Origin of the sequence: Mesorhizobium sp. M0408 (genome assembly GCF_040321495.1) — a bacterium.
In the GTDB taxonomy this organism is placed as follows: domain Bacteria; phylum Pseudomonadota; class Alphaproteobacteria; order Rhizobiales; family Rhizobiaceae; genus Mesorhizobium.
In genome coordinates, this window is the sequence record NZ_JAMYRO010000005.1 from 222,060 (window position 1) to 246,735 (window position 24,676).

Annotated in this window: 27 protein-coding genes and 1 pseudogene; 13 read left to right on the forward strand and 15 right to left on the reverse strand. The window is 63.3% G+C overall.

Annotation, left to right across the window (positions count from 1 at the left end; genetic code table 11):
- Positions 1-98: 98 nt before the first annotated feature.
- Positions 99-740: a LysE family translocator gene (locus NKI67_RS08200; protein ID WP_023679833.1), complete on the forward strand. Its 642-nt coding sequence runs from the start codon at positions 99-101 to the stop codon at positions 738-740.
- On the opposite strand, the gene NKI67_RS08205 is transcribed toward NKI67_RS08200, so the two are convergent.
- The 3 genes from NKI67_RS08205 to NKI67_RS08215 form a co-directional block, all read right to left on the reverse strand.
- Positions 712-1,191, reverse strand: a complete 480-nt coding sequence (locus tag NKI67_RS08205) for a hypothetical protein (protein WP_023679832.1) — start codon at positions 1,189-1,191, stop codon at positions 712-714. The genes NKI67_RS08200 and NKI67_RS08205 overlap by 29 nt on opposite strands.
- On the reverse strand, positions 1,188-2,420 hold the full coding sequence (rlmN, locus tag NKI67_RS08210) for a dual-specificity RNA methyltransferase RlmN (RefSeq protein ID WP_023679831.1): 1,233 nt from the start codon (positions 2,418-2,420) through the stop codon (positions 1,188-1,190). The genes NKI67_RS08205 and rlmN overlap by 4 nt, the downstream gene beginning before the upstream one ends.
- Before the next feature lie 266 nt (positions 2,421-2,686).
- Entirely contained in the window at positions 2,687-3,193 is a 507-nt protein-coding gene (locus tag NKI67_RS08215; RefSeq protein ID WP_023721899.1) for an invasion associated locus B family protein, read from the reverse strand.
- Between the two features lie 360 nt (positions 3,194-3,553).
- Between NKI67_RS08215 and NKI67_RS08220 the strand changes: the two genes are divergently transcribed.
- A complete protein-coding gene (locus NKI67_RS08220) occupies positions 3,554-4,162 on the forward strand; it encodes a methyltransferase family protein (protein ID WP_352570032.1) in 609 nt (202 codons plus the stop codon).
- A gap of 45 nt (positions 4,163-4,207) precedes the next feature.
- Here the strand turns inward: NKI67_RS08220 and NKI67_RS08225 are convergent, their stop codons facing one another.
- The 4 genes from NKI67_RS08225 to NKI67_RS08240 form a co-directional block, all read right to left on the reverse strand.
- A complete protein-coding gene (locus NKI67_RS08225; protein WP_031212728.1) occupies positions 4,208-4,570 on the reverse strand; it encodes a YkvA family protein in 363 nt (120 codons plus the stop codon).
- Between the two features lie 92 nt (positions 4,571-4,662).
- On the reverse strand, positions 4,663-4,959 hold the full coding sequence (locus tag NKI67_RS08230) for a 4a-hydroxytetrahydrobiopterin dehydratase (RefSeq protein ID WP_023679826.1): 297 nt from the start codon (positions 4,957-4,959) through the stop codon (positions 4,663-4,665).
- Positions 4,960-4,965: 6 nt separating this feature from the next.
- The gene (thpR, locus tag NKI67_RS08235; RefSeq protein WP_023679825.1) at positions 4,966-5,562 is read right to left on the reverse strand and encodes an RNA 2',3'-cyclic phosphodiesterase; all 597 of its coding nucleotides are present in this window, start codon (positions 5,560-5,562) and stop codon (positions 4,966-4,968) included.
- Between the two features lie 137 nt (positions 5,563-5,699).
- A complete protein-coding gene (locus NKI67_RS08240) occupies positions 5,700-6,344 on the reverse strand; it encodes an arylesterase (protein ID WP_023679824.1) in 645 nt (214 codons plus the stop codon).
- Between the two features lie 107 nt (positions 6,345-6,451).
- On the opposite strand from NKI67_RS08240, the gene NKI67_RS08245 reads away from it, so the two are divergent.
- The 4 genes and pseudogenes from NKI67_RS08245 to NKI67_RS08260 form a co-directional block, all read left to right on the forward strand.
- The gene (locus NKI67_RS08245; protein ID WP_031212726.1) at positions 6,452-7,162 is read left to right on the forward strand and encodes an ABC transporter ATP-binding protein; all 711 of its coding nucleotides are present in this window, start codon (positions 6,452-6,454) and stop codon (positions 7,160-7,162) included.
- A complete protein-coding gene (locus tag NKI67_RS08250) occupies positions 7,162-9,711 on the forward strand; it encodes an ABC transporter permease (RefSeq protein ID WP_023679822.1) in 2,550 nt (849 codons plus the stop codon). The genes NKI67_RS08245 and NKI67_RS08250 overlap by 1 nt, the downstream gene beginning before the upstream one ends.
- A 218-nt stretch (positions 9,712-9,929) precedes the next feature.
- Positions 9,930-10,709 carry a Bax inhibitor-1/YccA family protein gene (locus NKI67_RS08255; protein ID WP_023679821.1) on the forward strand — a complete coding sequence of 260 codons (780 nt, stop codon included), beginning with the start codon at positions 9,930-9,932 and terminating at the stop codon, positions 10,707-10,709.
- A gap of 110 nt (positions 10,710-10,819) precedes the next feature.
- Positions 10,820-11,380, forward strand: a pseudogene (locus tag NKI67_RS08260) (GNAT family N-acetyltransferase); the annotation flags it as partial.
- A 12-nt stretch (positions 11,381-11,392) separates the two neighbouring features.
- Here the strand turns inward: NKI67_RS08260 and NKI67_RS08265 are convergent.
- Positions 11,393-11,779: a DUF2794 domain-containing protein gene (locus tag NKI67_RS08265; RefSeq protein ID WP_031212724.1), complete on the reverse strand. Its 387-nt coding sequence runs from the start codon at positions 11,777-11,779 to the stop codon at positions 11,393-11,395.
- Between the two features lie 613 nt (positions 11,780-12,392).
- Positions 12,393-13,142, reverse strand: a complete 750-nt coding sequence (locus NKI67_RS08270) for a DUF1223 domain-containing protein (RefSeq protein ID WP_031212721.1) — start codon at positions 13,140-13,142, stop codon at positions 12,393-12,395.
- Between the two features lie 175 nt (positions 13,143-13,317).
- Between NKI67_RS08270 and NKI67_RS08275 the strand changes: the two genes are divergently transcribed.
- The gene (locus NKI67_RS08275; protein ID WP_023679817.1) at positions 13,318-13,998 is read left to right on the forward strand and encodes a ceramidase domain-containing protein; all 681 of its coding nucleotides are present in this window, start codon (positions 13,318-13,320) and stop codon (positions 13,996-13,998) included.
- A gap of 61 nt (positions 13,999-14,059) precedes the next feature.
- Here the strand turns inward: NKI67_RS08275 and acnA are convergent, their stop codons facing one another.
- Positions 14,060-16,750, reverse strand: a complete 2,691-nt coding sequence (gene acnA, locus NKI67_RS08280) for an aconitate hydratase AcnA (RefSeq protein ID WP_023679816.1) — start codon at positions 16,748-16,750, stop codon at positions 14,060-14,062.
- Positions 16,751-17,032: 282 nt separating this feature from the next.
- Here acnA and ccmA point away from each other — a divergent pair, with 282 nt between their 5' ends.
- The 4 genes from ccmA to NKI67_RS08300 all read left to right on the forward strand — a co-directional run bounded on the left by ccmA (position 17,033) and on the right by NKI67_RS08300 (position 19,273).
- Positions 17,033-17,632: a heme ABC exporter ATP-binding protein CcmA gene (gene ccmA / locus NKI67_RS08285; protein WP_023679815.1), complete on the forward strand. Its 600-nt coding sequence runs from the start codon at positions 17,033-17,035 to the stop codon at positions 17,630-17,632.
- A gap of 109 nt (positions 17,633-17,741) precedes the next feature.
- On the forward strand, positions 17,742-18,407 hold the full coding sequence (ccmB, locus tag NKI67_RS08290; RefSeq protein ID WP_023679814.1) for a heme exporter protein CcmB: 666 nt from the start codon (positions 17,742-17,744) through the stop codon (positions 18,405-18,407).
- Positions 18,408-18,533: 126 nt separating this feature from the next.
- Positions 18,534-18,701: a heme exporter protein CcmD gene (gene ccmD / locus NKI67_RS08295; protein WP_023679813.1), complete on the forward strand. Its 168-nt coding sequence runs from the start codon at positions 18,534-18,536 to the stop codon at positions 18,699-18,701.
- Complete coding sequence (locus NKI67_RS08300; protein WP_023679812.1) at positions 18,698-19,273, forward strand: DsbE family thiol:disulfide interchange protein; 576 nt, start codon at positions 18,698-18,700, stop codon at positions 19,271-19,273. Before ccmD ends, NKI67_RS08300 begins: the two co-directional genes overlap by 4 nt.
- Before the next feature lie 104 nt (positions 19,274-19,377).
- Here the strand turns inward: NKI67_RS08300 and NKI67_RS08305 are convergent, their stop codons facing one another.
- Positions 19,378-19,545 carry a hypothetical protein gene (locus NKI67_RS08305; protein WP_023679811.1) on the reverse strand — a complete coding sequence of 56 codons (168 nt, stop codon included), beginning with the start codon at positions 19,543-19,545 and terminating at the stop codon, positions 19,378-19,380.
- A 264-nt stretch (positions 19,546-19,809) separates the two neighbouring features.
- On the opposite strand from NKI67_RS08305, the gene NKI67_RS08310 reads away from it, so the two are divergent.
- Both NKI67_RS08310 and NKI67_RS08315 read left to right on the forward strand, forming a co-directional pair.
- Entirely contained in the window at positions 19,810-20,727 is a 918-nt protein-coding gene (locus NKI67_RS08310; RefSeq protein ID WP_023679810.1) for an SMP-30/gluconolactonase/LRE family protein, read from the forward strand.
- Positions 20,728-20,759: 32 nt separating this feature from the next.
- Entirely contained in the window at positions 20,760-20,969 is a 210-nt protein-coding gene (locus NKI67_RS08315; protein WP_023679809.1) for a tautomerase family protein, read from the forward strand.
- 106 nt (positions 20,970-21,075) lie between these two features.
- On the opposite strand, the gene NKI67_RS08320 is transcribed toward NKI67_RS08315, so the two are convergent.
- The 4 genes from NKI67_RS08320 to ftsY form a co-directional block, all read right to left on the reverse strand.
- The gene (locus NKI67_RS08320; protein WP_031212720.1) at positions 21,076-21,609 is read right to left on the reverse strand and encodes an NADPH-dependent FMN reductase; all 534 of its coding nucleotides are present in this window, start codon (positions 21,607-21,609) and stop codon (positions 21,076-21,078) included.
- 40 nt (positions 21,610-21,649) lie between these two features.
- Entirely contained in the window at positions 21,650-22,270 is a 621-nt protein-coding gene (locus NKI67_RS08325; protein WP_023679807.1) for a pyridoxamine 5'-phosphate oxidase family protein, read from the reverse strand.
- 90 nt (positions 22,271-22,360) lie between these two features.
- A complete protein-coding gene (locus tag NKI67_RS08330) occupies positions 22,361-23,026 on the reverse strand; it encodes a septation protein A (protein ID WP_023679806.1) in 666 nt (221 codons plus the stop codon).
- Positions 23,027-23,086: 60 nt separating this feature from the next.
- Positions 23,087-24,676: a signal recognition particle-docking protein FtsY gene (gene ftsY, locus NKI67_RS08335; protein WP_023679805.1), complete on the reverse strand. Its 1,590-nt coding sequence runs from the start codon at positions 24,674-24,676 to the stop codon at positions 23,087-23,089.

The following is a 24,676-nucleotide window of genomic DNA, read 5'->3' on the forward strand; positions in this document are numbered from 1 at the left end:
GAACGATGCCTGGACCAGATGCTTCATCTCCAAGAGGCTGGCGAGGACACGGCTCTTGCGCTATGGCTGCGCCGTCTTTTGCCCCTACGAGACGAGCCATGTCCTTCATCCCCGACAGTACGACGCTTATCCAGTTCTCCATCGCCACCTTCATCCTGGCGATCACGCCCGGGCCTGACATGACGCTGTTCGTCTCGCGCACGCTGAGTCAGGGCCGTGCCACCGGCTTTGCCTCGATGGCCGGCGCCTTGTGCGGCACGCTGATTCACACCACGCTGGTGGTGGTCGGCGTCTCGGCGCTGATCGTCGCCTCGCCGATGGCGTTCTTCGTGCTGAAGATTTTTGGCGCCGGCTACCTGGTCTTCCTGGCATGGCAGGCGATCACAAAAGGGTCGGCGTTTTCACCGGAGAAGAAGAGCGGGCCGCAGATCTCGCTGTTCCGTAGCTGGGCGGCGGGGCTCGGGGTCAATCTGCTCAACCCGAAGATCATCCTGTTCTTCATGACCTTCCTGCCGCAATTCGTCTCCGCGCATGATCCCGACGCGCCGGGAAAGCTGTTCTTCCTCGGCGCGATGTTCGTCGTGCTGGCGATCCCAGTGACGGCGCCGATGGTGCTGGCGGCGGAAAAATTCTCGGCCGCGATGAAATCCAGCCCGCGCGTCACCCGCGTCGTCGACTATCTGTTTGCCGGAGTTTTTTCGGCCTTCGCGCTCAAGATCCTGACGGCCCAGGCGAAATAGGGCGTCCGATCTGACGCCAGCTTCCGGCCGAGCGCCCGGCGCTCAGCCAGTAGAAAATACCGCCGACCATGCCGCAGCCGATCACCGCCAGCATGACGCTGGTATTGGTAACCTCGAAATTGGCATCGGCCGTCTGGTGGACGAAGCCAAGGAAGACCGCCGAGACCACAGCACCCGCCAGCGCATAGAACAGCCAGTCACGCCGGCCAAGGATCTCGGAGACGAGGATGGCGATGGCGGCCGGCATGAAGGCGAAATAGGCGACGAACAGCGCGACGAAGGGGATTGAAAACCACAGCGACGCCTGCGCCGCCGGTTGCGTCTCGTCCGTTATCAGCCCAAGAGACGCCAGGAACATGATGTTAAGGAAGGCGCTGGCCGCCAGCGAAGCAACGCCGTAGCCGACAAGGATGACGGCGAAGCGGATCAGATAGGCGCCGACGCGATTCACGCCTCGCCATGCCCCGCGATCATCATCGCTTCCAGCGCCAGCCGGTCGACCTTGCGCATGCGCTCGGAGTCCGACTTGAGCTGGCCGCAGGCGGCGAGGATATCGCGGCCGCGCGGCGTGCGGATCGGCGAGGCATAGCCGGCATTGTTGATGTAATCGGCGAATTTCTCGATCGTTTCCCAGTCCGAGCACTGGTAGTTGGTGCCCGGCCACGGATTGAACGGGATCAGATTGATCTTGGCCGGAATGCCCTTGAGCAGCTTGATCAGCGCCTTGGCGTCGTCGATGGAATCGTTGACGTCCTTCAGCATCACATATTCGAAGGTGATCCGCTTGGCGTTCGACAGGCCTGGATAGGCGCGGCAGGCAGCGATCAGATCCTTCAGCGGATACTTCTTGTTGATGGGCACCAAGAGATCGCGCAAATCGTCATTGGTGGCGTGCAGCGAAATCGCCAGCATCACGCCGATCTCCTCGCCGGTGCGGAAGATTTCGGGCACGACGCCGGAGGTCGAGAGCGTGATGCGCCTCTTCGACAGGGAAAGCCCGTCGCCGTCGGATGCGATAAGCAGCGCCTTCTTCACCGCCTCGAAATTGTAGAGCGGCTCGCCCATGCCCATCATGACGATGTTGGATACTTTGCGGCCTTCGGCCGGCACGATGGCGCCGTCCGGCGTATCGCGGTCGGGGAAATCGCCGAGCCGGTCGCGGGCGGTCAAAAGTTGGGCGAGGATTTCCTCGGCCGTCAGGTTGCGCACCAGTTTCTGCGTGCCGGTGTGGCAGAAGGAGCAGGTCAGGGTGCAGCCGACCTGCGAAGAGATGCACAGCGTGCCGCGGCCTTCTTCGGGAATGTAGACGGTCTCGATCTCGACCGGCCGGCCGGCGCCGCGCGGCGGAAAGCGAAACAGCCATTTGCGCGTGCCGTCGGTGGAGATCTGCTCCTCGACGATTTCGGGCCTGGCGACGGTGAAATGCCTGTCGAGCGCCGCGCGCAGATCCTTGGAGATGTTGAACATGCCGGCAAAGTCGGAAACGCCACGCACATAGATCCAATGCCAGAGCTGTTGGGCGCGCATTTTCGCCTGGCGCTCCGGCACGATGCCGGCGGCGACAAGGGCGGCCCCAAGTTCGGCGCGCGTCAAGCCGATCAGCGACGGTTTTTCAGGCGTCGTGCGGGTGCGCAACGCGTCACGCGCGCCTTCGGCGGTAAGATCGAATGAAAGGGTCATTGTTGCGCCAATATAAGCGATTTGCGGCCGAATACAGCATCGTGCCCGAAATGAAGCGCGGCGCATAGCACAGCTTGATGGCGGAGTCATGCCGGGTTCTTCCTTCTCCCTTTGTGGGAGAAGGTGGCCGAGCGAAGCTCGGTCGGATGAGGGGTGTTCCAGCTTGGCGCCGACGGCGTTCCGTCCAACACCCCTCTTCCGTCTCGGCGCTGCGCGCCGATCCACCTTCTCCCACAAGGGGAGAAGGGAAGACTGCGCCTAACCGCCTACTTGCACTTGGCGATCGAGGCCAGCGCCGCCGAGATGCCCTTCAGCGAGAAGACGTAGGTGGTGGTGTTGCCGCGGCCGGACTTGGCCGACACCTTCATGTCGGTGCCGGTCTTCATCGCGGCGATCAGCACCGGCTCCTCGGCGGCGTTCTCGACCCAGGCCGACTTGCCGCGCGTGAACATCGAAAAAGACTTCTTGTCGATGGTGACGGTGGCCTTGGAACCCTCCTGGAAGGTATAGCCGGCGATGAATTGCGGCTCGTAGGACACTTGCTGCCCCGGCCGCTGGCTGACGAAGAAGAACATGTCGCCGTGATCGAGCGTCGGCGGCTGCTTGTCGGTTGGCACCGTCAGGACATAGCAGACCTTGCCGCCGCCCGACGCCTGATAACTGTAGGTGCCCCAGGCATTATGCTGGCCGATCTTGGTTGCCGACTGCGCCAGCGCGGGCGCCGTCAAGGCCACCAGGGCCAGGCTGGAAACTATAGCAATCAATCCGCGCATCGCTTTTCCCGTATTCCACTGGTGCGGCGGCAGGCCGGCTCGGCGTCCTGCCCGTCGCTTCATTTTGATTTAATCTGGGTTACCAAACGGTGAATTTCCCTGAGAAAAGGATGTTCACGCCAGGAAACCGCCGCCGTCTTCGCGCTGCCGCTCGAAAAAGCGGCTGGCGCACTGTCCCTGCCGCGACTTGGAGGCCACGAAAACGGCAAGAGTTTGACTTTTCAAGCAGCTAGGTCCTTGCAGCCATCCTGGCTTTTCTGATGTACGTGACGAATTTCCCTCCAGATGGTACCATGTCTACGTTCGCCTCCACGACGTTCGGCCAGGGCGCCCTTCTTGGCGGCTACGGGAGATTTGGCCATGGCCGTTTCCGAGACAGTCCTGATCCTGGCGGGCGGCACAGCCGTCCTGGCGATTGTGTTCGGCATTCGTGTCGCCATGCGGCGGGCGGCCGGTGGCGCGGTGCGCCGGTCGGATGCCGGGGAGACGGCGGGCGGATCGGGCGCGCCCGACGTGGCCGGGGTCATTGCGCTGCCACCTTTGATCTTCCTCGGCTTCCTGGTGGCGGCAACCGTGCTCGAGGTGCTCGTGCCGCTCCCGGTCATGGCCGGGCAGGCGCTCGCCCGCTATCTGACCGGCGCCGTGCTCGCGGTGTGCGGCTTCGTGTTCATCTTTATGGCAGCGGGCCGCTTTCAGGCCGCTGGAACCAACATACCACCGACCTTGCCGACGACGGCGCTGGTCGTCGACGGTATCTATCGGCGCACCAGGAATCCGTTCTATCTGGGAACGACCCTCATCTATTTGGGCCTCGGCGTCGCGGCCGGAAGTCTTTGGGCTATTGCGCTCGTCGTCCCGCTGCTGTGGGTGATCAATACCGGCGTAATCGCGCCGGAAGAGCGCTATCTCGAGCGGAAGTTCGGAGATGCCTATCGCGCCTACAAGGCGCGGGTGCGGCGGTGGGTTTGACGGCCGGAAAGTCGGTTCTCACGCGATTTTTTGCGCCGTACCGGCTCAGCTCTTGTCGGCGATGGCCTGCCTGGCGGCGAGCCGGTGCGCCGGCGTGATGTGGGCGCTGACGGCGGTAATCGCGGCGGTCAGCACGGCGATGTCGTCGGTGAAGCCTAGCCCAAGGATGAAATCGGGGATGACGTCTGTCGGCAGCACGAAATAGCCGAGCGCAGCCAGCAAGGTGCCCTTGGCGCGCAGCGGCGTCTTCTTGTCCATGGCACAGTAATAGGCGGCGACCACCTCTTCCATGAACGGGATCTGCCGGGCGGCCTTCTTCGCCGTACGCCAGAACTTTTCGCGCACTTCGCTCTCGTTGCCCGGCTTGCTGCCGAGGCCAAAGAAATCAAAACCGGATTTTTGCGCCATCAACCTCTCCTTGCGGCCGTCGCGTGACTTCACGCGTGACCGCGAGGCAAAATGTGGTGAAAGCCGAACCTCGCTGCAAGGTGCAGATAGGCTCAGCCGCCGAAATAGCGGTTCATTTTCCTGGCCAGATCGAAATCCAGCGCGGTCAGGCCGCCGGCGTCGTGCGTGTTGAGGGTCACGTTTACCGTCTTATAGACGTTCGACCAGTCGGGATGGTGGTCCATCTTCTCCGCGGCCAGGGCAACGCGGGTCATGAAGGCAAAGGCTTCGGAGAAATTCTTGAAGGTGAAGCTGCGGGTGATCGAGCCACCATCCTTGGCCAGCGACCAGCCGTCGAGGCCGGCAAGTTCGGCGCGGATCGCCTCTTTTGCTAGTTTCTCCCTGGCCATGTCCGTCTACCGCATGATCCGCGAAGCGTCGGCGGCGCCGACCAAACGGCTGGCGACGCGGTTGTCAGCACCTGAAAGCGGCCAGGCTTCCTCGACGACATAAGGCCCGCCGCCGACCGAATCGCGTGACGACATCAGCACGAAGCGGCCGATCCGGAACGGCAGCGTCGAAAAATTGCCGCGCGCCGACAGATACTGGGCGACGTCGAGCGGGCTCGAATTGCGCAGGCGGGCCAGCGTCACATGCGGCGTGAACTTGCGCGGGTCGGCCGGGATGCCGAGCCGCTGGCAGATGCGATCGATCTCGGCCTGCAATGCGGAAAGATCGGGCGAAGCGGCGACCCCGGCCCACACCGCATGCGGCTTCTTCTGGCCGAAGGCGCCGACGCCGGACAGCGTCAGCGGGAAGGACGGGCGGTGAACACGGTCGAGCGCATTGGCGATGTCGTCGGCGACATGGCCCTCGACATCGCCGATGAAGCGCAGCGTCAGATGATAGTTTTCGACGTCGATCCAGCGGGCTCCGGGCAGGCCGCCCCTGAGCAGGGACAGCGAAAGAGCGGCATCACGCGGTATCTCGAGGGCGGTAAAAAGACGCGGCATGGCAAGCCTCCTGTCCTCGAATCGAACTCTTGCCCCTAGCGAATCATCGATATTCAAACGGGGCAAGGGGTTTGTTGGTCGCAGGCCTGCCTAAAAGCTTCCCCTGCGGAAGGTGTTGCGACGGCGAACCCTCGCCTTCAGGAATTGCCCCGGACCGCTTCAATGGTCTTCTCCACACTGGGCAGGATACCCTCGACGATGCGGTCGACGCCTCGGGCGTTTGGATGAAGGCCGTCCTCGAGTTGCAGGACGGATTGACCGGCGATGCCCTCGAGAAAGAAAGGATAGAGCGGCACGCCATATTTTTCAGCCAGTCTCGGAAAGGTCGCGTCGAAGGCGTTCTGGTAGTCGGCGCCGAGATTGGGCGCCGCGCGCATTCCGGCAAGCAAAACGGCGATCTTGCGCTGCTTCAGTTTTGCCAGCATGGCGTCCAGGTTCCTTTCCGCTATGGCGGGCGAAACGCCGCGCAGCATGTCATTGGCGCCGAGCTCCAGGATGACCAGCTGCGTGCCGTCCGGCACCGACCAGTCGAGCCGCGACAGGCCGCCGCTCGTCGTATCGCCGGAGACGCCGGCGTTGGCGACCGTGACATCGTAGCCCTTGGCGCGCAGCGCCGCCTGCAGCTTCTCGGTGAAGCCCTGACCTGGCCCGAGGCCATAACCCGCCATCAAGCTGTCGCCGAAACCGACAATGGTGAACGGTTCGGCGCGCGCCGACGAAATGGCGCCGCAAATGGCGAGGAAAAGGGCGAAGGCTGCGGCAAAGGTGTGTTTGAAAGCCATGCGGCAGGCCCCATATGACCAGGAACATCTGTTGGCGAAGGCAGGTTTTCGTCTTTGTCGAGCATCGGATGCACTAGCCTTCATCCCCCATATAGGACGATTTGATTTTGGAAGAAGCCGTCATTTCGCTGAAAGACGTATCGCTGACGCTCGGCGAAGGTGCATCCTCGGTCCATGTGCTGAAGGGCGTCAGCCTCGATGTGGCGGGCGGCGAAGCGACCGGCATCGTTGGACCTTCAGGTTCGGGAAAGTCGACATTGCTGATGGTTTTGGCCGGGCTTGAAAGGGTCGATTCGGGCACGGTCCGAATTGCCGGCGAGCTGCTCAACGGCAAAAGCGAAGATCAGATCGCATCGTTTCGGGGACGAAACATCGGCATCGTGTTCCAGTCTTTCCATCTCATCCCCAATATGACGGCGCTGGAAAACGTTGCCGTCCCGCTGGAGCTTGCCGGCCATGTCGATCCGTTCGGCGTAGCGGCACGCGAGCTGGCGGCGGTCGGTCTCAGCGATCGCGTCACCCATTACCCCGGCGAATTGTCTGGCGGCGAGCAACAGCGCGTGGCGATCGCCCGGGCACTGGCGCCGTCGCCGCGCATCCTGATCGCCGACGAGCCGACCGGCAATCTCGACCAGGCAACGGGGCGGCACGTCGCCGACCTGCTGTTTGCCAAGGCGGCCGAACGCGGCATGACGCTGGTGCTGGTCACGCATGACCCGCTACTCGCGGCGCGCTGCTCGCGCCAGGTGTCGATGCGGTCGGGGCTGATCGAAGACGCGCCTAAGCCGGCCACCAGGGCTGGCAAGGTGACCGCCTGATGCCGCTGGCGCAAACGCTGAGGCTCGCCTTTCGGTTTTCGCTGCGAGAAATGCGTGGCGGGCTGTCCGGCTTCCTGATCTTCCTTGCCTGCATCGCGCTCGGCGTCGCTGCGATCGGCGGCGTCAATTCGGTGGCGCAGGCTATTTCCGCCGGTGTTGCCGACCAGGGCCAGACGCTGCTCGGCGGTGATCTCCGCTTCCAGCTCAACCAACGCGATCCGACCAGAGCCGAACGCAGCTTCCTCGACCGGCTTGGCACGGTTTCGCACAGCGCCAATATGCGCTCGATGGCGAGGCTCGAGGACGGCTCCGACCAGGCGCTGGTCGAGGCCAAGGCGGTCGACGGCGCCTATCCGCTCTATGGTGCGCTGGAGACCGAGCCGGTGCTGTCGCGAGAGGATCTGTTCGGCGAAAAATCCGGCGTCTTCGGCGCCGCCGCCCCGGACCTCTTGTTCGAGCGGCTGAACCTTGGCATCGGTGACCGGCTAAAGCTCGGCAGCGCGACGTTCGAGCTGCGCGCCAGGCTGGTCAACGAGCCGGATGCAGTGTCGGATGGCTTCGGTTTTGCGCCGCGGCTGATGGTGTCGACCGACGGGCTTGCCGCTTCCGGCCTGATCCAGCCGGGCAGCCTGGTCGAGAACGCCTATAAGGTCCGCCTGCCCGGCGGCACCACTGAGGCACAGATCAAGGCGATCCAGGAGCAGGCGGCAAACCAGTTCCCGCAGGCCGGCTGGTCGATCCGCACGCGCAGCAACGCAGCGCCGGCGCTGTCCTCGAATATCGAGCGGTTTTCGCAATTCCTGACGCTGGTCGGGTTGACGGCGCTGGTGGTCGGCGGCGTCGGCGTGGCCAATGCCGTGCGTGCCTATCTCGACGGCAAGCGCGGCGTCATCGCCACCTTCAAGAGCCTGGGGGCTTCGGGCGGGTTCGTCTTTGCCGTCTATCTGGTGCAGATCCTGATGATCGCAGCACTCGGCATCACGCTAGGCCTTGTGCTTGGCGCGCTGATGCCGTTCGCGGCCAGCGCGGCACTCCAATCGGTCATTCCAGTGCCGGCGGAAGGTGGGTTCTATCCCGGCGCCCTCGGCATGGCAGCGCTGTTCGGGCTGCTGGTGACGCTGGCTTTCGCCTTGCTGCCGCTCGGCCGCGCCCGCGACGTGCCGGCAACGGCGCTGTTTCGCGAAATGGGTTTCGAGGGCCGCGGTTTTCCCCGCCCGCTCTATATCGCCGCGGCATTGGGCATCGCGCTGCTGCTCGCGGTACTGGCGATCCTGTTTTCCGGCGACCGCCGTATTGCCTCGATCTTCGTCGGCGCCACGATCTTTTCGTTCCTGGTGCTGCGTGTGGTCGGCTCGCTGGTGCAGTGGGCGGCGAAGAAAAGCCCGCGCGTGCGCTCGACCGCGCTCAGGCTCGCCATCGGCAACATCCATCGGCCTGGCGCCTTGACGCCGTCCGTGGTGCTGTCGTTGGGACTCGGGCTGACGCTGCTGGTGACGCTGGCGCTGATCGACGGCAATCTCAGGCGGCAGATTTCGGGCAGCCTGCCGGAAAGGGCACCGAACTTCTTCTACGTCGATATCCAGAGCGGTGACGTCGATGCCTTCTCCGCGCTGGTCGGCAAAGAGGCACCGCAAGGCAAGCTGATCAAGGTGCCGATGCTGCGCGGCCGGGTGATGGCGCTCAACGGCGTCGATGTCGACAAGGTCAAGGTTCCGGCCGAAGGCGCCTGGGTACTGCGCGGCGATCGCGGCCTGACCTATGACGCAAAGCTGCCGGAGAATGCGACGCTGACCGAGGGCAGCTGGTGGCCGGAGAACTATGCCGGCGAGCCGCTGGTCTCGTTTTCCGCCGAGGAAGGCAAAGAGATCGGGCTGAAGCTGGGCGACACCATCACCGTCAACGTGCTCGGCCGCAACATCACGGCCAAGATCGCCAATTTCCGCCAGGTCGAATGGGAAACCATGGGCATCAATTTCGTCATGGTGTTCTCGCCCAACACATTCGCCGGTGCGCCGCATGGCTGGTTGGCGACGCTGACCGAGACGAATGCGTCGGCAGCCGACGATGCGCATCTTCTCAACGCCGTCACGCGTGCCTTTCCCGCGGTGACGACGGTCAGGGTCAAGGACGCGCTCGAAATCGTCAACCGGCTGGTGGCGCAGCTCGGCACAGCAATCAGGGCAGCAGCGGGCGTGGCGTTGATCGCCTCGGTGCTGGTGCTGGCCGGGGCGCTCGCCGCCGGCAACCGGGCTCGCATTCACGACGCGGTGGTGCTGAAGACCCTGGGTGCGACCAGGAAAACGCTGATCGCCGCGTTTTCGCTGGAATACATGCTGATCGGCCTTGCTACCGCGATCTTCGCGCTGGCGGCGGGCGGTGTGGCGGCATGGTTCGTCGTCGCGCGCATCATGACGCTGCCATCGCACTTCATGCCCGAGGTGGCGGTGGCGACCATCGGCTTTTCGCTGGTGGTCACGGTCGGCATCGGCCTTGCCGGCACGTGGCGGGTGTTGGGCCACAAGGCGGCGCCGGTGCTGCGGAATCTTTGAGCCAGAGCCGTTTTTGATTAAATCTCGGTAATGTCCCGGGCGGGAAGGCCAATAAAACCGTATCTCTGGCAGTTCACGGAGCATTACGCTTGGTTACGGTCTTGTCCTTTACGCCAAGAACCATCATATTTCGGCGCAGGCATGCTGGAGCCCCGCCAGCGGCGCCTGGGTTCAAAGGACCTGACACCGGACGGGGCAGAAGCAATATGAGGATTTCCATGGCTGATCCCGTTCGCAATTATCAGACGCGCGCCGTGCCCGGCGCCGGCGTCGATGCTGCCATCGACCAGGGCCTGCGGGCCTACATGATTAAGGTCTACAATCTGATGGGGCTTGGCCTCCTCATCACCGGCCTTGCCGCGGTCGGCACAATCATGCTGGCCACCACCAGCGATCCCGCCTCGGCCGTCGCGACGTTGCCAAGCGGCGAGATGCTGACCTCGTTCGGCTACGCGATCTTTGGTTCGCCGCTGAAATGGCTGGTGATCTTTGCCCCTCTGGCAGCGGTGATGTTCCTGTCGTTCCGAGTCCAGTCGATGAGCGTTTCGGGCGCGCAGACGACGTTCTGGGTCTACGCCGGCCTCGTCGGCCTGTCGCTGTCGTCGATCTTCCTGGTCTACACCACCGCCAGTATCTCGCAGACCTTCTTCGCCACCGCCGCCGCCTTTGGCGGGCTGTCGCTCTACGGCTACACGACCAAGCGCGATCTCTCGGCGTTCGGGTCGTTCCTGGTCATGGGCCTGGTCGGCCTGATCATCGCGATGGTGATCAACATCTTCCTGCAGTCGTCGGCGCTTTCCTTCGCCGTTTCGGCGATCGGCGTGCTGATCTTCGCGGGCCTCACCGCCTACGACACGCAGAACATCAAGGAGATGTACTTCGAGGGCGACGAGACTGATGTCGCCGGCCGCAAGGCGATTATGGGCGCATTGAGGCTCTATCTCGACTTCATCAACCTGTTTATGTTCCTGCTGCAGTTCATGGGCGACCGTCGCTAAATACGGTTTTCCTGGACCAGCGAGTTTGGAAAGGGCGGCCCAATGGCTGCTCTTTTCTTTTGTGCCGGCTTTTGCTGTGATATAGGGCAGATGAACGACGTGCCTAAATTATGAGCAGCATCACCTTGCGGGCCGCGACGTCGGCCGATCTCGACCGGATCACGGAAATCTATGCCGACGCGGTGACGAATGGCACGGCGAGCTATGAACTCGAACCGCCAAGCCGTACCGAGATGGGCGCGCGCTTCGACAGCCTGATGGCGGGCGGCTTTCCCTATCTCATTGCGGAAAAGGCCGGCGGCGTGCTCGGCTATGCCTATGCCGGGGCGTTCCGGCCGCGCCCGGCGTACCGCTTCGTCGTTGAGGATTCCGTCTATGTCGCGCCCGAGGCCAAAGGGCAAGGCGTCGGGCTGCTCCTGATGCAAGGGCTGATCGAGGCGGCCAAGGCGGCGGGTTTTCGCCAGATCATCGCGGTGATCGGCGACGGCCGGCCCGACAGCGCCTCGGTACGGCTGCACGAGAAGCTCGGCTTTCGTCATTCCGGCCGCCTGGAAGGCTCAGGCTACAAGCACGGACGCTGGCTGGACACGGTGTTCATGCAGCTGCCGATCAATGGCGGGGCGTCCATCCCGCCTGATCCGCAATCGCTGCCCGAGCGGAAGTTCCGCCAGCAAAATAAAGGGTTACGCCTCGACCAGCTTCAGTGTTCGGTCGAACACGCCAAGCACCCGGCCGAGTTCCTGGCCGCGCTTGAGGATGCGCCCGCCGGCGGCGATGACGGCGAACGCGCCTTGCCGTCGCGCCAGCTTCGGATCCTTGACGATCTGGAAAAGCGGCACTTCGCTGGTGCGGCGGAAGACGGAAAAAACGGCGCGGTCGGCGAGATGGTCGATGGCATAGTCGCGCCACTCGTTGGCGGCAACCATACGGCCGTAGAGCCTGAGGATCTGGTCCAGTTCGCGCCGGTCGAACCGCACCGGCTGGTCGAGGCGTTCGCGTCTTGCCTCATGCAGCGGGATCAATATTGCGGATGCGTCCCCATCCTCCGTCCCGCTGCTGCGATCAGTCATGCCTGGATCCTCGCAATGAATCGTACGCCGACCAAAGTTGGCGCTTTCGTTGCCGAATTGCAAGGCCCGGCCGGGCAAGGCCAGCACCGCGCGGTTTCTCCAGCGTCCAGTCACGTTTGCGAAACGCCTGTTGGAATTGGTGATGCTTCGCCACAATCCTGCCTTTTTTTATCCGTGCTCATGCCCCAATGTCCGACGAATTTACCGGTGTTGCCTGAGACGGTTCGGTCCGGCACCGGCTCGTAAACCCCAAGCCCCCCGCCCACGGGTCTGCGTCGGATCGAACCAACCTCGGTTTTTCCTTGGAAAGATCGGGTGCGACGATCCCAAAACCTAAATGACCGGCGTCAGAAGCAAGCTGACGCCGGTTTTTTATTGGCCGGAGCCGTGGCGGTGCGATCCGTCCGGATTGGCTGCCATCAGAAGGTTGAGCGCGGTTCTCCCTTCTCCCCTTGTGGGAGAAGGTGTCGCCGAAGGCGACGGATGAGGGGTGTTCCAGCTTGGCAATTTCCTTGAAATCGCCGCCGCCTCAATTCTTCCAGCACCCCTCAACCGTCTCGGCGCTGCGCGCCGATCCACCTTCTCCCACAAGGGGAGAAGGAGAGGTCCCCGCTTAAGGCTTGCGGATAAAGGCTGCGCCCAGGATCGGCCCGGGCATGCCGTCCTTGCCGACCGACTGCAGCAGCACGGCGCAGCCGCCCTTCTTGGCGATCTCGCTCATCGGCAGTTCGTAGCGCTGCGCCTTGCCGTGCCACATGCCGGCGGTCTGGATGGTGGAGACGGCGTTCCAGTAGGTCATGCTGCGGCCGCTGTTTTCGCCCTTGCCGATCTTTATCGTCTGTGGCGGGTTGAAATAGACGATGACGACATGCGCGTCGGTGGGGCCGGTCACGGCGTCGCCGGCATCGATCATGACGCGATCGCTGGTCCGGCTGACCTTGATGCCGACGCGCATGCCTTCGCCGACCCTCTCCATGCGGGCCAGCGCGCCGTCGACTTCCTCGCGGCTGGCGCCGTTGACATGGCTGCGGCCGTTTATGACGGCTTGCGGGGTGTAGACGGAACGACTGCCGAAGGCGCGCATATACTCGTATTGCCGCTCGGTATTTTCCTTGCGGCTCAGCGTGTCCTGCCAGCCGAGGTAATCCCAATAATCGACATGATAGGCGAGCGCGACGATGTCCTCCTTGGCGGCAAGCTCGGCGAAGAGTTCGTCGGCCGGCGGACAGGAGTTGCATCCCTGGCTGGTGAAGAGCTCGACGACGCCTAATGGCTTGTCAGCTGGCTCGGCAAGGGCCGTGCCGGCAAACGCCGAGAGGGCCAGCGCAAGGGCCGCAAGCCGCAATGGTCTTCGAGATGGCATGGCCGTTCCGATCCCGCCGGTGACGCCGGCTTTGTTCTGGTTGTCGAAATATGTGGCAGAAGCGGCAGTCAACGGGAAGTCACGTTGCGGTGAAATTTTGCCGTTGCAACCGCTGGCAAGGGCGCAATAGGTGGACTTGCACTTCACGATGGAAGCGATTCGGGCGGCAATCAGCATGTGGCAATCTCTCCTGGCGCCGGTCGACCTCTATTGCGAACGGACGGGGCCGGAATTCTGGGCCGAACCGCTCAATGCGCTGAGCAATCTGGCTTTTTTTGCCGCCGGGCTATGGGGTGTCTGGCAGGTGCGCAAGCGCGGCACCGGCACCTTCGCCGAAGTGCTGGCCTGGTGGGTGGTGGCGATCGGCGTCGGCTCGTCGCTGTTCCACACCTTTGCCACAAGGGCAATGATCCTGGCCGACGTGCTGCCCATTGCAGGGTTCACGCTGGCCTACACGCTGTTCAACCTGCGACGTTTTCTCGGCATGAAATGGGGCAAGGCGATCGCCATTTTCGTTGCCTTTTACGCCGTTGCCGGGCTGGTGACCTTTGCCGTGCCGGACTGGCTGCGCCAGGCGTCGAACGGGACGACCGGCTATCTGCCGCCGTTTCTGGCGCTCGCCTTCTTCGGCGCCTGGGTGGCGGCCAGCGGCAATCGCGCCGGCTGGTACAATCTGGCGGGTTCGGCGATCTTCGTCGTGTCGGTCATCTGCAGGATGATCGATCCGCTGGTCTGCGGCGGCTTTCCGCTCGGCACGCATTTCCTGTGGCACATATTCAACGGGCTGATGCTCGGCGTGCTGCTGGCGGCGACAGCGCGGTTTGGAAAGCCGGGAATTGGGGGAATAGGGCAGTAGGGGAATAAGTCGCTTCTCCTTGCTTCACCCTACTGCTCTACTCCCTTATTGCCCTACTCCCTTAAGCGGCCAGATCGCGCAGCACGTATTGCAGGATGCCGCCATTCTTGAAGTAGTCGAGCTCGTCCAGCGTATCGATGCGGCAGATGATCGGAACCTCTTTGACGCTGCCGTCGCCGTAGGTGATCCTGGCGATCATCTTCTGCCGCGGCTTGATGTTGCTCAGTCCGTCGATCTCGACCAGTTCGTCGCCCTTGAGGTTGAGCGAGGCCCATGAGGTGCCTTCCTCGAAGACGAAGGGGATCACGCCCATGCCGACCAAATTGGAGCGGTGGATGCGCTCGAAGGACTGGGCGATGACCGCGCGGACGCCCAGCAAATTGGTGCCCTTGGCCGCCCAGTCACGCGACGAGCCGTTGCCATATTCGACGCCGGCGAAAATGACCAGCGGCACGCCTTCCTTCTTGTAGCGCATCGCGGCGTCGTAGATCGATTCCTCTTCTTTCGAGGGGTAATGGATGGTGTAGCCGCCCTCGCGGCCGTTCTCGCCCAGCATATGGTTGCGGATGCGGATATTGGCGAAGGTGCCGCGCATCATTACCTCATGATTGCCGCGGCGTGTGCCGTACTGGTTGAAATCGGCGACGCCGACGCCGTGGTCGGTGAGATACTTGCCGGCCGGCGAGGCCGCCTTGATCGAACCGGCCGGCGAAATGTGGTCGGTGGTGATCTTGTCGCCGAACAGGCCGAGCACACGCGCGCCCTTGATATCGCCGATCTTGCCGAAGCCTGACTTCATGCCGGCGAAATAGGGTGGGTTCTGCACATAGGTCGAATTGTCGTCCCAGGCATAGGTCTGGCCTTCCGGCGCCTTGACATTCTGCCAGTACTCGTCGCCCTTGAAGACGTCGGCATACTTGCGGGCGAACAATTCGCGCGTGACGTTCTTCTCGATGAATTCCTGGATCTCGACCGAACTTGGCCAGATGTCTTTGAGATAGACCGGACTGCCGTTGCGATCGTCGCCGAGCGGCTCGGTGGTCAGATCTTTGGTCACGGTCCCGGCCAGCGCGTGGGCGACGACCAGCGGCGGCGAGGCGAGATAGTTCGCCTGCACGTCGGGCGAGACGCGGCCTTCGAAATTGCGGTTGCCGGACAAGACTGCCGCAGCAATCAAGCCCTTATCGTTGATGGTCTTGGAGATCGGCGCCGGCAACGGGCCGGAATTGCCGATGCAGGTGGTGCAGCCGAAGCCGACCAGGTTGAAGCCGATCTGGTCGAGCTCCTTCTGCAGGCCGGATTTCTCGAGATATTCGGCGACGACCTGGCTGCCCGGCGCCAATGAGGTCTTGACCCACGGCTTCTGCTTGAGGCCGAGCCGGTTGGCGTTGCGCGCCAACAGCCCGGCGCCGATCAGCACGCTCGGGTTCGAGGTGTTGGTGCAGGAGGTGATGGCGGCGATGACCACATCGCCATGGCCAAGATCGTAGTCCGTGCTCTCGACGGCATAGCGCTTGTCGATTTCGGCGGCCTTCCTGTATTCGGTCTCCATGGCCTTGGCGAAGCCGGCCGGAATGTCTTCAAGTGCGACCCGGCCTTCAGGCCGCTTCGGGCCGGCCATCGACGGGACGACACTGCCGAGATCGAGCTCCAGCAGGTCGGTGAAGACCGGATCGGCAGAGCCGGCATCGCGCCACAAGCCTTGCGCCTTCGAATAAGCCTCGACCAGGGCGATGCGGCTTTCGTCGCGACCGGACATTGTGAGATAGCGGATGGTTTCGCTGTCGACCGGGAAGAAGCCGCAGGTGGCGCCATATTCTGGCGCCATGTTGCCGATGGTGGCGCGATCGGCCAGCGTCATGTTGGACAGGCCCGGCCCGAAGAATTCGACGAACTTGCCGACGACGCCCTTCTTGCGCAGCATCTGCGTGACGGTGAGCACCAGGTCGGTGGCGGTCACGCCTTCCCTCAACCTGCCGGTGAGGTGAAAGCCGATGACTTCCGGCAGCAGCATGGAGACCGGCTGGCCGAGCATCGCGGCCTCCGCCTCGATACCGCCGACGCCCCAGCCGAGCACGCCAAGGCCGTTGATCATCGTGGTGTGCGAATCGGTGCCGACGCAGGTGTCGGGATAAGCGGTGGTCTCGCCATCTTCGCTGTTGGTCCACACGACCTGGCCGAGATACTCAAGATTGACCTGATGGCAGATGCCGGTGCCGGGCGGCACGACGCGGAAATTGCGGAACGCCTGCTGGCCCCATTTCAGGAATTTGTAGCGTTCCTCGTTGCGCTCATATTCAAGCTCGACATTGCGGGCGAAAGCCAGTGGCGTGCCGAATTCGTCGACGATGACCGAGTGGTCGATGACTAGATCGACCGGCACCAGCGGATTGATCTTTTGCGGGTCGCCGCCGAGCGAGGCCATGGCGTCGCGCATGGCGGCAAGGTCGACCACGGCTGGAACGCCGGTGAAATCCTGCATCAGCACGCGAGCCGGGCGATAGGCGATCTCGACGCCGGCGGTGCCCCGGTCAGTCAGCCAGCCGGCGACCGCCTGGATGCTCTCCTTGGTGACGGAACGGCCGTCCTCGTTGCGCAGCAGATTCTCCAGCAGCACCTTCATCGAATAGGGCAATTGGGCGATGCCGGTGAGGCCGTTCTTTTCGGCCTCGACAAGGTCATAGTAGATGTACTCGGCGCCGCCGGCGGTCAGCGTGCGGCGGCAATTGAAGCTGTCGAGTGATTTGGACACGTGCGATCCCTAACTGTCGGTTGCCGGAAGGGAACGGACGCCAGTGGGCATGCAAATCACGCGCAAAGGTGCGGGTACGGCCATTTCCGCTATCCGTTCCCAAGCGTCCGGGCCGTTCAAGGCGGCACGCGCGCTGGTTCGGCGCAAATTCGGTTCCCGTGCCGACCGCTGGCACGGATGATGCGGATATAGAGAATTTTCTGGAATAGTTCTAGACACGGATTCGCCATTTTTGCTGCGGCGCACCGAAGCCGCACCTGAACTTTCGGCGAAGGGGGACGGATGCGGCTGATCGCCGAAAATCTGGGCGGCGAACGCGGCGGCGAGACGGTATTTTCCGGCATCGAATTCGCGCTGGGGGATGGCCAGGCGCTGGTCGTCACCGGGCCGAACGGCGCCGGCAAATCGACGCTGCTCAGGATCGTCGCCGGGCTGTTGCCAGTGGCGGCAGGCCGTGTGCGGTTCGAAGATGGTGGCGAAGACTTTCCGTCGGCCGCCTCGGCGTGTCACTATCTCGGCCACCTCAACGCGATGAAGACGGCGCTGAGCGTTACGGAAAACCTGTGCTTCTGGCGCGATTTTTCGGGCGCCGGTTCCGCGGGTGTTGAAGAGGCGCTGGAAACCGTCGGGCTGGGCGGCATCGGCCATCTGCCGTTCGGCTATCTCTCGACCGGGCAACGCCGCCGCGCGGCGATTGCAAAACTGCTGGTAAGCCACCGGCCATTGTGGCTGCTCGATGAGCCGACGGCAGGACTGGACAAGGCTTCGGAGGAGAGATTCGGCGAATCGATGGGGAAGCACCTCGAGAGTGGGGGAATCGTGGTTGCGGCGACGCATTTGCCGCTGGGGATCGAGGGAAAGGAATTGAGGATGACCGGCTGATGTTGACATTCCTTCACGCCCCCCTCTGTCCTGACAGCCAATCTCCCCCCTTGAGGGGGAGATGTCCGGCAGGACAGAGGGGGGTGCCCAGGCGAAAGCATCTCACATCATGCTAGCCCTCTTCCTCCGCGACATCCGCCTGAGTATCCGCGCCGGCGGCGGGGCGCTTACCGGCGTGATTTTCTTTCTCGCCGTTATCGCGACCATCCCCTTCGGCGTCGGTCCCGAGCTGAAGCTGCTGGCCCGCATCGGCCCGGCGATCCTGTGGATCGCCGCCTTGCTGGCCTGCCTGCTCGGCCTCGACCGGCTGTTCCAGGCCGACCGCGAGGACGGCTCGCTCGATCTTCTGGTGCTTGGCAACGACCGGCACATGCTGGCCTTGACCGTGCTGACGAAATGCCTGGCGCATTGGGCGGGAAGCGTGCTGCCGCTGGTCATCGCCGCTCCCTTGCTCGGCCTGTTCATGAACATGGAGCCGGCCGGCATCGGCGCCACGGCGTTGACGCTTCTGGTAGGCACGCCGGCGATCACCTTCATCGGTGCTGCCGGTGCAGCGGTGGCAGTGGCGTTGCCGCGTGGCGGGCTGCTCATCTCGGTGCTCGTGCTGCCGCTGACCATTCCCGTGCTGATCTTCGGCGTATCGGCAAGCTATGGCGCGGTGGCGGACCCCGATCCATTCCTGCAGCCCTTCCTCATTCTTGCCGCGCTGACCTTGTTTCTTGCCGTGCTCGGCCCTGTGGCGGCGGCGCTGGCGCTGCGGCACGGAACGGATTGATGTGTTGGCTTCAGCTTATGCCTGCGGCGCGGCGAACAATTGCGGAGCCGATGGCGCAGCGTTAAGAGAAGACATGTTGGAACGGCGTGAGACGGACCGGTTGGAAAGCGCCGCGGAGCGAAAAGCATGAGCGTACATGCGCTTTATGTCACCGCCGCCTATGCGATCACGGCCGTGGCGCTGGGCGGGCTGATCGGCTGGATTCTGCTCGACCAGCGCGGCCGCAAGCGAGAGCTTGCCGAGCTGGAGGCATCCGGCGTGCGCCGGCGCTCCGATAAGGCAGTAAAATCATGAGCACGGAAGCCCAAACACCGGCGCGCCGCCGCCTGATCGTGCTGCTGCCGCTGCTGGTCTTTCTCGGGCTGGCGGGATTGTTCCTGGCGCAGCTTTTGTCCGGGCGCGACGTGTCGGAAGTGCCGTCAGCGCTGATCGGCCTGCCGGCGCCGCAGACCAACCTGCCGGCGCTCGAAGGCACCAATTTGCCGGGCCTCGATTCAAAACAGTTCGCCGGCAAGGTGACGCTGGTCAACGTCTTCGCGTCCTGGTGCGCGCCGTGCCGCGAAGAGCATCCGGTGCTGCTGGCGCTGTCGCAGGACAGACGCTTCGTCATGGCGGCGCTGAACTACAAGGACCAGCCGGAAAACGCCCGTCGGTTCCTTGGCGATCTCGGCAACCCATTCCAGGCGATCGGCGTCGACCAGGCCGGACGCACGGCGATCGACTGGGGTGTCTACGGCGTGCCGGAGACCTTCGTCATCGGCAAGGATGGCAAGATCGCCTATAAGCATGTAGGGCCGCTGACGCCGGACTCGGCGCGGACGCTGCTGTTACCCGAAATCGAGAAGGCGCTGGCCATGCCGGGCTGATGGCCCGCCGTTTCGTCATGCTAGGGTCTTTGCTCCGCTTTGCGTCGCTACGCCCAAGGATGACGAACGTGATAGGTCGACCACGTGATAGGTCGACCGAAGACTCAGCCGTAGATCTGCTTGTGGATCTGGTAGAGCATTTCGCTGCGGTCGGCGCGCATGTCGGCGAGGTCACGGCTGCTGAAGCTGTCGATTTCGGCGACGAGGCGGTTGTAATGCCGGCGCTTGGCGATGCTGGCGCGAGCGCGGCTCATAAGGCTGTCGATGATCATAGCGAGTTTCCTTTTTGCGCCGCGTTTCGCGGCCAGTTGTTCCTCCCTTGATCGATACGGAGCATGACATAGTTATGGTGCATTGCAAAAATAAGATGTTGCAATGCACCATTGCGCTGGGCGCATAGCCGGTTAACGGGATGTGACCTGCCGTCCGGGCCAGCATTCGCTTCCATAATGCTTCTGACGCATCATCGATCTTGCCATATCGATCGTGGGCTGGCTTGATCGCGCCTTGCCAAGCGACTGCTACCGGGAGGAACCATGGCCAGCGAATTCTACGAAGTTCTCGATCCGCGCTTTTCGCGGCTGTTCAACGGCAATGCACAGGTCGACAGGCTGTTTACCGGCTGCCGATGGGCGGAAGGACCGGCCTGGTTCGCGGCCGGGCGCTATGTGGTCTGGTCCGACATCCCGAACAATCGCATGCTGCGTTACGACGAGACCGACGGCAGCGTCAGCGGGTTCCGTCAGCCGTCCGGCAATTCCAACGGCAACACGGTCGACCGGCAAGGCCGGCTGGTTACTTGCGAGCATTCCGGCCGCCGCGTCAGCCGCACCGAGCATGACGGGTCGGTAGTCACCATCGCCGACAAATGGCGCGGCAAGCGGCTGAACTCGCCCAATGACGCCGTGGTCAAGTCCGACGGCTCGATCTGGTTCACCGACCCGAGCTACGGCATCGATACCGATTACGAGGGCGACAAGGCCGAAAGCGAGATCGGCGCCTGCCATGTCTACCGGGTCGATCCCGGCACCGGCGAGACCGAGGCGGTGATCACCGACATGGTCAGGCCCAACGGGCTCGCCTTCTCCCTTGACGAGAGCAAGCTCTATGTCGCCGACACTGGCCGCACGCATGGTGCACAAAACCCGGCGCACATCCGGGTGTTCAATGTCGACCAGGGCGGCAAGACGGTCTCAGGCGAAAAGGTCTTTGCCGACTGCACCGCCGGCCTGTTCGACGGTTTCAGGCTGGATGCGGACGGCCGCATCTGGACCAGTGCCGCCGACGGGATCCATTGCTACGATCCGGACGGGACGCTGATCGGCAAGGTCAAGGTACCGGAAGTCGTTGCTAATTGCGTGTTCGGCGGCAACAAGCTGAACTGCCTCTACATCGCCGGCACGACCTCGCTCTACATGGTCCGGCTCATGGTCAACGGCGCCAAAACCTACTGAGCGGCCGCCAAGCATATGCAAGGGAGGGAACCATGCCATTCGTGAATATCCGCCTGGTCAAGGAGGTGATTGCCGATGACCCGGCCGGCAAAAAGGCCGCGATCGCCGCCCAGGTGACAGCGGCCATCACCAGCGTCACCGGCCTGACCAACAATGATGTCTGGGTGGTTTTCGAGGAGGTCGCTGCACGCGACTGGTTCGTCGGCGAGACCGACGTCGAGACGCGGAGGGGCAAGGGATAGTTCTCGGCACAGATTGGCCGCAGCTCCTAGCGTCGTCATCCCAGGGCGGAGCAGGAGCGAAGCTCCGTCGCGGAGACCCTGGGATGACGAAAGCACGGTCCGGCGTTCACCGCGAGCGGATGAAGCCCGCGAAGGCCGAAACGGCGCGGCGCATCGTCAGCCGGTTTTCCGGCTGCGATAAGATATCCTCCACCTCCGGCGGCCTCTTGCCGAGCAGCGCGATTTCGAGCGCTGCTTCCTCATGGAGCGCGAAAGACATTGTCCGCATGACCTCGGCCAGTGCGGCGCGGGCAAACAGCGAGCGCGGCGAGGCGTGGACCAGCGTGGCCGGCTTGCCGACGGCGGCATCGCGCGACACCAGCCAGTCAAGCGCGTTCTTTAGGCCGCCTGGCACACCGTGGGCATATTCCGGGCAGGAGACGATGACGCCGTCAGCGGCGGTGACCGCATCGATCAGCACTGCTGCTTGCAGCGGCGTCCGCTCGCCTTCCTCGTCGGGGTTGAAAATCGGCAGCCGGCCAAGCCCATCGTAGACGGAGACGTGACAGTCCGGCGGCGCGTTTTGCGCGAGTGCCGCGAGCAGGGCCGAATTGGTCGAGGCGGCGCGCAGGCTGCCGGAGATGGCGAGGATGTTGAGCAAAGGAATGGAGACCGGCTTGGGCGATTCGTTGCCGATCACGCTACCACATGGTCTCCCTGTATTCCTCGTCCAGCCAGCGGTCGGTCGCCTCGGCCGAATCGGCGAGCGCCAACTGGTCGCGCAGGATCTGGCCGAGCGTCGGCAGCGTCGCGCGGTCGTACCAGCTCTCCGGCTTCCACAATTCGGAGCGCATGAAGGCCTTGGCGCAATGCATGTAGGCGGCCTTGACCGTCACCACGACGACGCTTTGCGGTGCCTTGCCGTCGACCGCCAGCCGCTCACGCAATGCCGCATCGACGGTGATGCGGGCATCGCCATTGACACGCAGCGTTTCGTTCATGCCGGGAATGAGGAAGAGCAGCCCGATCGAGGGATTGAGAAGGATGTTCTCCAGCGTGTCGAGCCGGTTGTTGCCGGGACGGTCGGGGATGACGATGGTCTTCTCGTCGAGCACTGTTACGAAGCCCGGCCTGTCGCCCTTGGGCGTCACATCGGCATTGCCGGCGCCGTCGGACGAGCCGATCAGCACGAAAGGGCTCTTGCCGATGAAGGAACGGCAGTGGCCGTCCAATGCCTTCAGTTCCTTGCGGATCGAGCCGTCAGTCGGCCGAGGCGTCTTGTAGATCGTCCTCAACTCGTCGCGTGTGGTGATGAATTCCATGCCCCTCTCCTCTTATTCTGACGCAATTCCCTAGGGAAAGCGCTACGCGCTTTTCCCGGGAAAACCGCTACACACTTTCCTGGAATTGCTCTATTTGCCGGCCTTCTCTTCCTTGCCGGTCTTGTCCTCGAGCGAATGGCGCAGGATCAACGGCATTTGGCTTAACGTGAAGACAAGGGTAATGGGAATCGTGCCCCAGACCTTGAAATAAAGCCAGGCTTCCTCAGAAAAGTTGCGCCACACGACCTCGTTCAGCGCAGCCAGAAAAAGGAAGAAGAGCCCCCATCGGAAAGTGAGTTTGCGCCAGCCTTCAGCGTCGAGATTGAAGGCGGAATCAAAGACATAGCCCAACAGCGATCTGCCAAACGCCAACCCGCCAAGCAACGTGATGCCGAACAGGCTGTTGATGATTGTCGGCTTCATGAAAGCGAAGGTCTTGTCCTGCAGCCACAGCGCCAGTGCGCCAAACACAAACACCACGATGGCCGAGACCAGCGGCATGATCGGCCAGCTGCGCGTCAAGATCCACGAAACGCTGAGCGACAGCGCCGTCGCCACCATAAAGAACGCTGTGGCAATCAGGATAGGCTCGCCGATATGGCCGAGGATCGGAAATTTCCCGACAAGCCACGCGCCGCGGATGGTGGTGAAAAAGAACACCAGGCCAGGCCCGAGCTCGAGCAGGAATTTCAGGCCGGGGTTCAACGCCTTGCGGCGTGGATCGGACAGGTCGCGTTCGAGGATGGGTGGGCTCATAAGATCCTTCTTACGCATGATTCAATCCAAAAAGTCTGCAACTTTTCGGGATCATGCTCGTCAAGCCACGCCAGCGATCGCCCTGGCGAATTCGCTTGCGGAAAAGGGTTCGAGGTCGTCGACCTGTTCGCCGACGCCGATGAAATAGACCGGCAATTTGTGCTTTGCCGCGATCGCCACCAGAATACCGCCGCGCGCCGTGCCGTCCAGCTTGGTCATCACCAGGCCGTTGACGCCGGCGACATTGCGGAAGATCTCGACCTGGTTGAGCGCGTTCTGGCCGGTGGTGGCATCGACCGTCTGCAGCACCGTGTGCGGCGCTTCCGGATCGAGCTTGCCCAGCACCCGGACGATCTTTTCCAGTTCCGCCATTAGTTCGGTCTTGTTCTGCAGCCGCCCGGCGGTGTCGATGATCAGCACGTCGGAGCCGGCCTCCTTCGCGCGCTCGAATGCATCGTAGGCGAGGCCGGCGGCATCGGCGCCGAGCTTCGAGGCAATGACCGGCGAGTTGGTACGCTCGCCCCAGATCTTCAGCTGCTCGATCGCGGCTGCGCGAAAGGTGTCGCCGGCGGCGAGCATCACCGAGAGACCGCCATCGGTGAGCTTCGCCGCCAGCTTGCCGATGGTCGTGGTCTTCCCCGTGCCGTTGACGCCGACCACCAGGATGACATGCGGCTTGTGGCTGAGGTCGAGCTCCAACGGCATGGCGACGTGGGTCAGCACCTTCTCAACCTCGGCCGCCATGATGGCCCGGACTTCGGTGTCGGAGACGTCCTTGCCGTAGCGGCTGGCGGAGAGCGCGTCGGTAACGCGCAAAGCCGTCTCCATGCCGAGATCGGCGCGGATCAGCACATCCTCCAGGTCCTGCAGCGTGTCCTCGTCAAGCTTCCGCTTGGTGAAGACGCCGGCGATGTTGCCCGACAACTCCCGGGAAGAGCGGGCAAGCCCGTCTCGCATGCGCTGGAACCAGGAACGCCTCGGCGCCGGTTCGGGCGCCTTCTGCGGCTCGGCTTTCTGCTCGACCTTCTTGGTTACGGTGACTTTGCCGGGGGCGGGCTTTGGCTCCGGCGATGGTTGCGGAACGGCTTCTGGCTCGGGCTTTACCTCCCCCTCGATGGGAGGGTGGGGCGCCGGCACGACCTCCGGTTCGGGCGCGATCTCGGTCAAGATCGGTTTCGTCTCGGCCGGCGCTGGCTGGCGGATCGGGGGCGGTATTTCGGCGGGAGGGACTTCGCGCGCTGGCGCTGCTGAGGGAGCCTCGGTGGGCACTACCGGCACTTCGACGGGTGCAGGTTCTGGCTGGGAGGGGACGATTTCTGGCTGCTGCGGCTCGGCCCGGATCTCCTCCGGTTCCTCAGCAGGCGTTTCCGGCTCGGGTGGAATGGTCGGCGGCGGCTCAGGCTTCTGCGATTCCGGCGCCGGTTGGGGTGCCGGAGGCAACTCTGGTTCGACTGGCGGTGGAGGTACGGCTTCGACTTCGGGTCGCGACTCGTCGCGTTTCAAAAACTCCGGGACGGCCTGCTCGGCGGCCGGTTTCAGCGCCTCCAGTTCGTCCCATTTGATCGGCGGCAGCGGTGCGGTCTCGTCGGGCCGCTCCTCGACGACTTCCTTCTTGCCGAACGAAAATATCTTCTTGAAAAAACCAGCCAT

Excerpts from the sequence above, each read along its gene's own strand:
- NKI67_RS08255 (WP_023679821.1), top strand. The coding sequence starts at position 9,930 with ATGGCTGATCCCGTTCGCAATTATCAGACGCGCGCCGTGCCCGGCGCC.
- NKI67_RS08305 (WP_023679811.1), bottom strand. The coding sequence starts at position 19,545 with ATGATCATCGACAGCCTTATGAGCCGCGCTCGCGCCAGCATCGCCAAG.
- ftsY (WP_023679805.1), bottom strand. The coding sequence starts at position 24,676 with ATGGCTGGTTTTTTCAAGAAGATATTTTCGTTCGGCAAGAAGGAAGTC.
- NKI67_RS08325 (WP_023679807.1), bottom strand. The coding sequence starts at position 22,270 with ATGGAATTCATCACCACACGCGACGAGTTGAGGACGATCTACAAGACG.
- thpR (WP_023679825.1), bottom strand. The coding sequence starts at position 5,562 with ATGCCGCGTCTTTTTACCGCCCTCGAGATACCGCGTGATGCCGCTCTT.
- NKI67_RS08225 (WP_031212728.1), bottom strand. The coding sequence starts at position 4,570 with ATGGCGCAAAAATCCGGTTTTGATTTCTTTGGCCTCGGCAGCAAGCCG.
- NKI67_RS08330 (WP_023679806.1), bottom strand. The coding sequence starts at position 23,026 with ATGAGCCCACCCATCCTCGAACGCGACCTGTCCGATCCACGCCGCAAG.
- NKI67_RS08215 (WP_023721899.1), bottom strand. The coding sequence starts at position 3,193 with ATGCGCGGATTGATTGCTATAGTTTCCAGCCTGGCCCTGGTGGCCTTG.
- rlmN (WP_023679831.1), bottom strand. The coding sequence starts at position 2,420 with ATGACCCTTTCATTCGATCTTACCGCCGAAGGCGCGCGTGACGCGTTG.
- NKI67_RS08310 (WP_023679810.1), top strand. The coding sequence starts at position 19,810 with ATGGCCAGCGAATTCTACGAAGTTCTCGATCCGCGCTTTTCGCGGCTG.
- ccmA (WP_023679815.1), top strand. The coding sequence starts at position 17,033 with ATGCGGCTGATCGCCGAAAATCTGGGCGGCGAACGCGGCGGCGAGACG.
- ccmB (WP_023679814.1), top strand. The coding sequence starts at position 17,742 with ATGCTAGCCCTCTTCCTCCGCGACATCCGCCTGAGTATCCGCGCCGGC.
- NKI67_RS08265 (WP_031212724.1), bottom strand. The coding sequence starts at position 11,779 with ATGACTGATCGCAGCAGCGGGACGGAGGATGGGGACGCATCCGCAATA.
- NKI67_RS08200 (WP_023679833.1), top strand. The coding sequence starts at position 99 with ATGTCCTTCATCCCCGACAGTACGACGCTTATCCAGTTCTCCATCGCC.
- NKI67_RS08315 (WP_023679809.1), top strand. The coding sequence starts at position 20,760 with ATGCCATTCGTGAATATCCGCCTGGTCAAGGAGGTGATTGCCGATGAC.
- NKI67_RS08230 (WP_023679826.1), bottom strand. The coding sequence starts at position 4,959 with ATGGCCAGGGAGAAACTAGCAAAAGAGGCGATCCGCGCCGAACTTGCC.
- NKI67_RS08300 (WP_023679812.1), top strand. The coding sequence starts at position 18,698 with ATGAGCACGGAAGCCCAAACACCGGCGCGCCGCCGCCTGATCGTGCTG.
- NKI67_RS08275 (WP_023679817.1), top strand. The coding sequence starts at position 13,318 with ATGTGGCAATCTCTCCTGGCGCCGGTCGACCTCTATTGCGAACGGACG.
- ccmD (WP_023679813.1), top strand. The coding sequence starts at position 18,534 with ATGAGCGTACATGCGCTTTATGTCACCGCCGCCTATGCGATCACGGCC.
- NKI67_RS08220 (WP_352570032.1), top strand. The coding sequence starts at position 3,554 with ATGGCCGTTTCCGAGACAGTCCTGATCCTGGCGGGCGGCACAGCCGTC.
- NKI67_RS08270 (WP_031212721.1), bottom strand. The coding sequence starts at position 13,142 with ATGCCATCTCGAAGACCATTGCGGCTTGCGGCCCTTGCGCTGGCCCTC.
- NKI67_RS08240 (WP_023679824.1), bottom strand. The coding sequence starts at position 6,344 with ATGGCTTTCAAACACACCTTTGCCGCAGCCTTCGCCCTTTTCCTCGCC.
- NKI67_RS08250 (WP_023679822.1), top strand. The coding sequence starts at position 7,162 with ATGCCGCTGGCGCAAACGCTGAGGCTCGCCTTTCGGTTTTCGCTGCGA.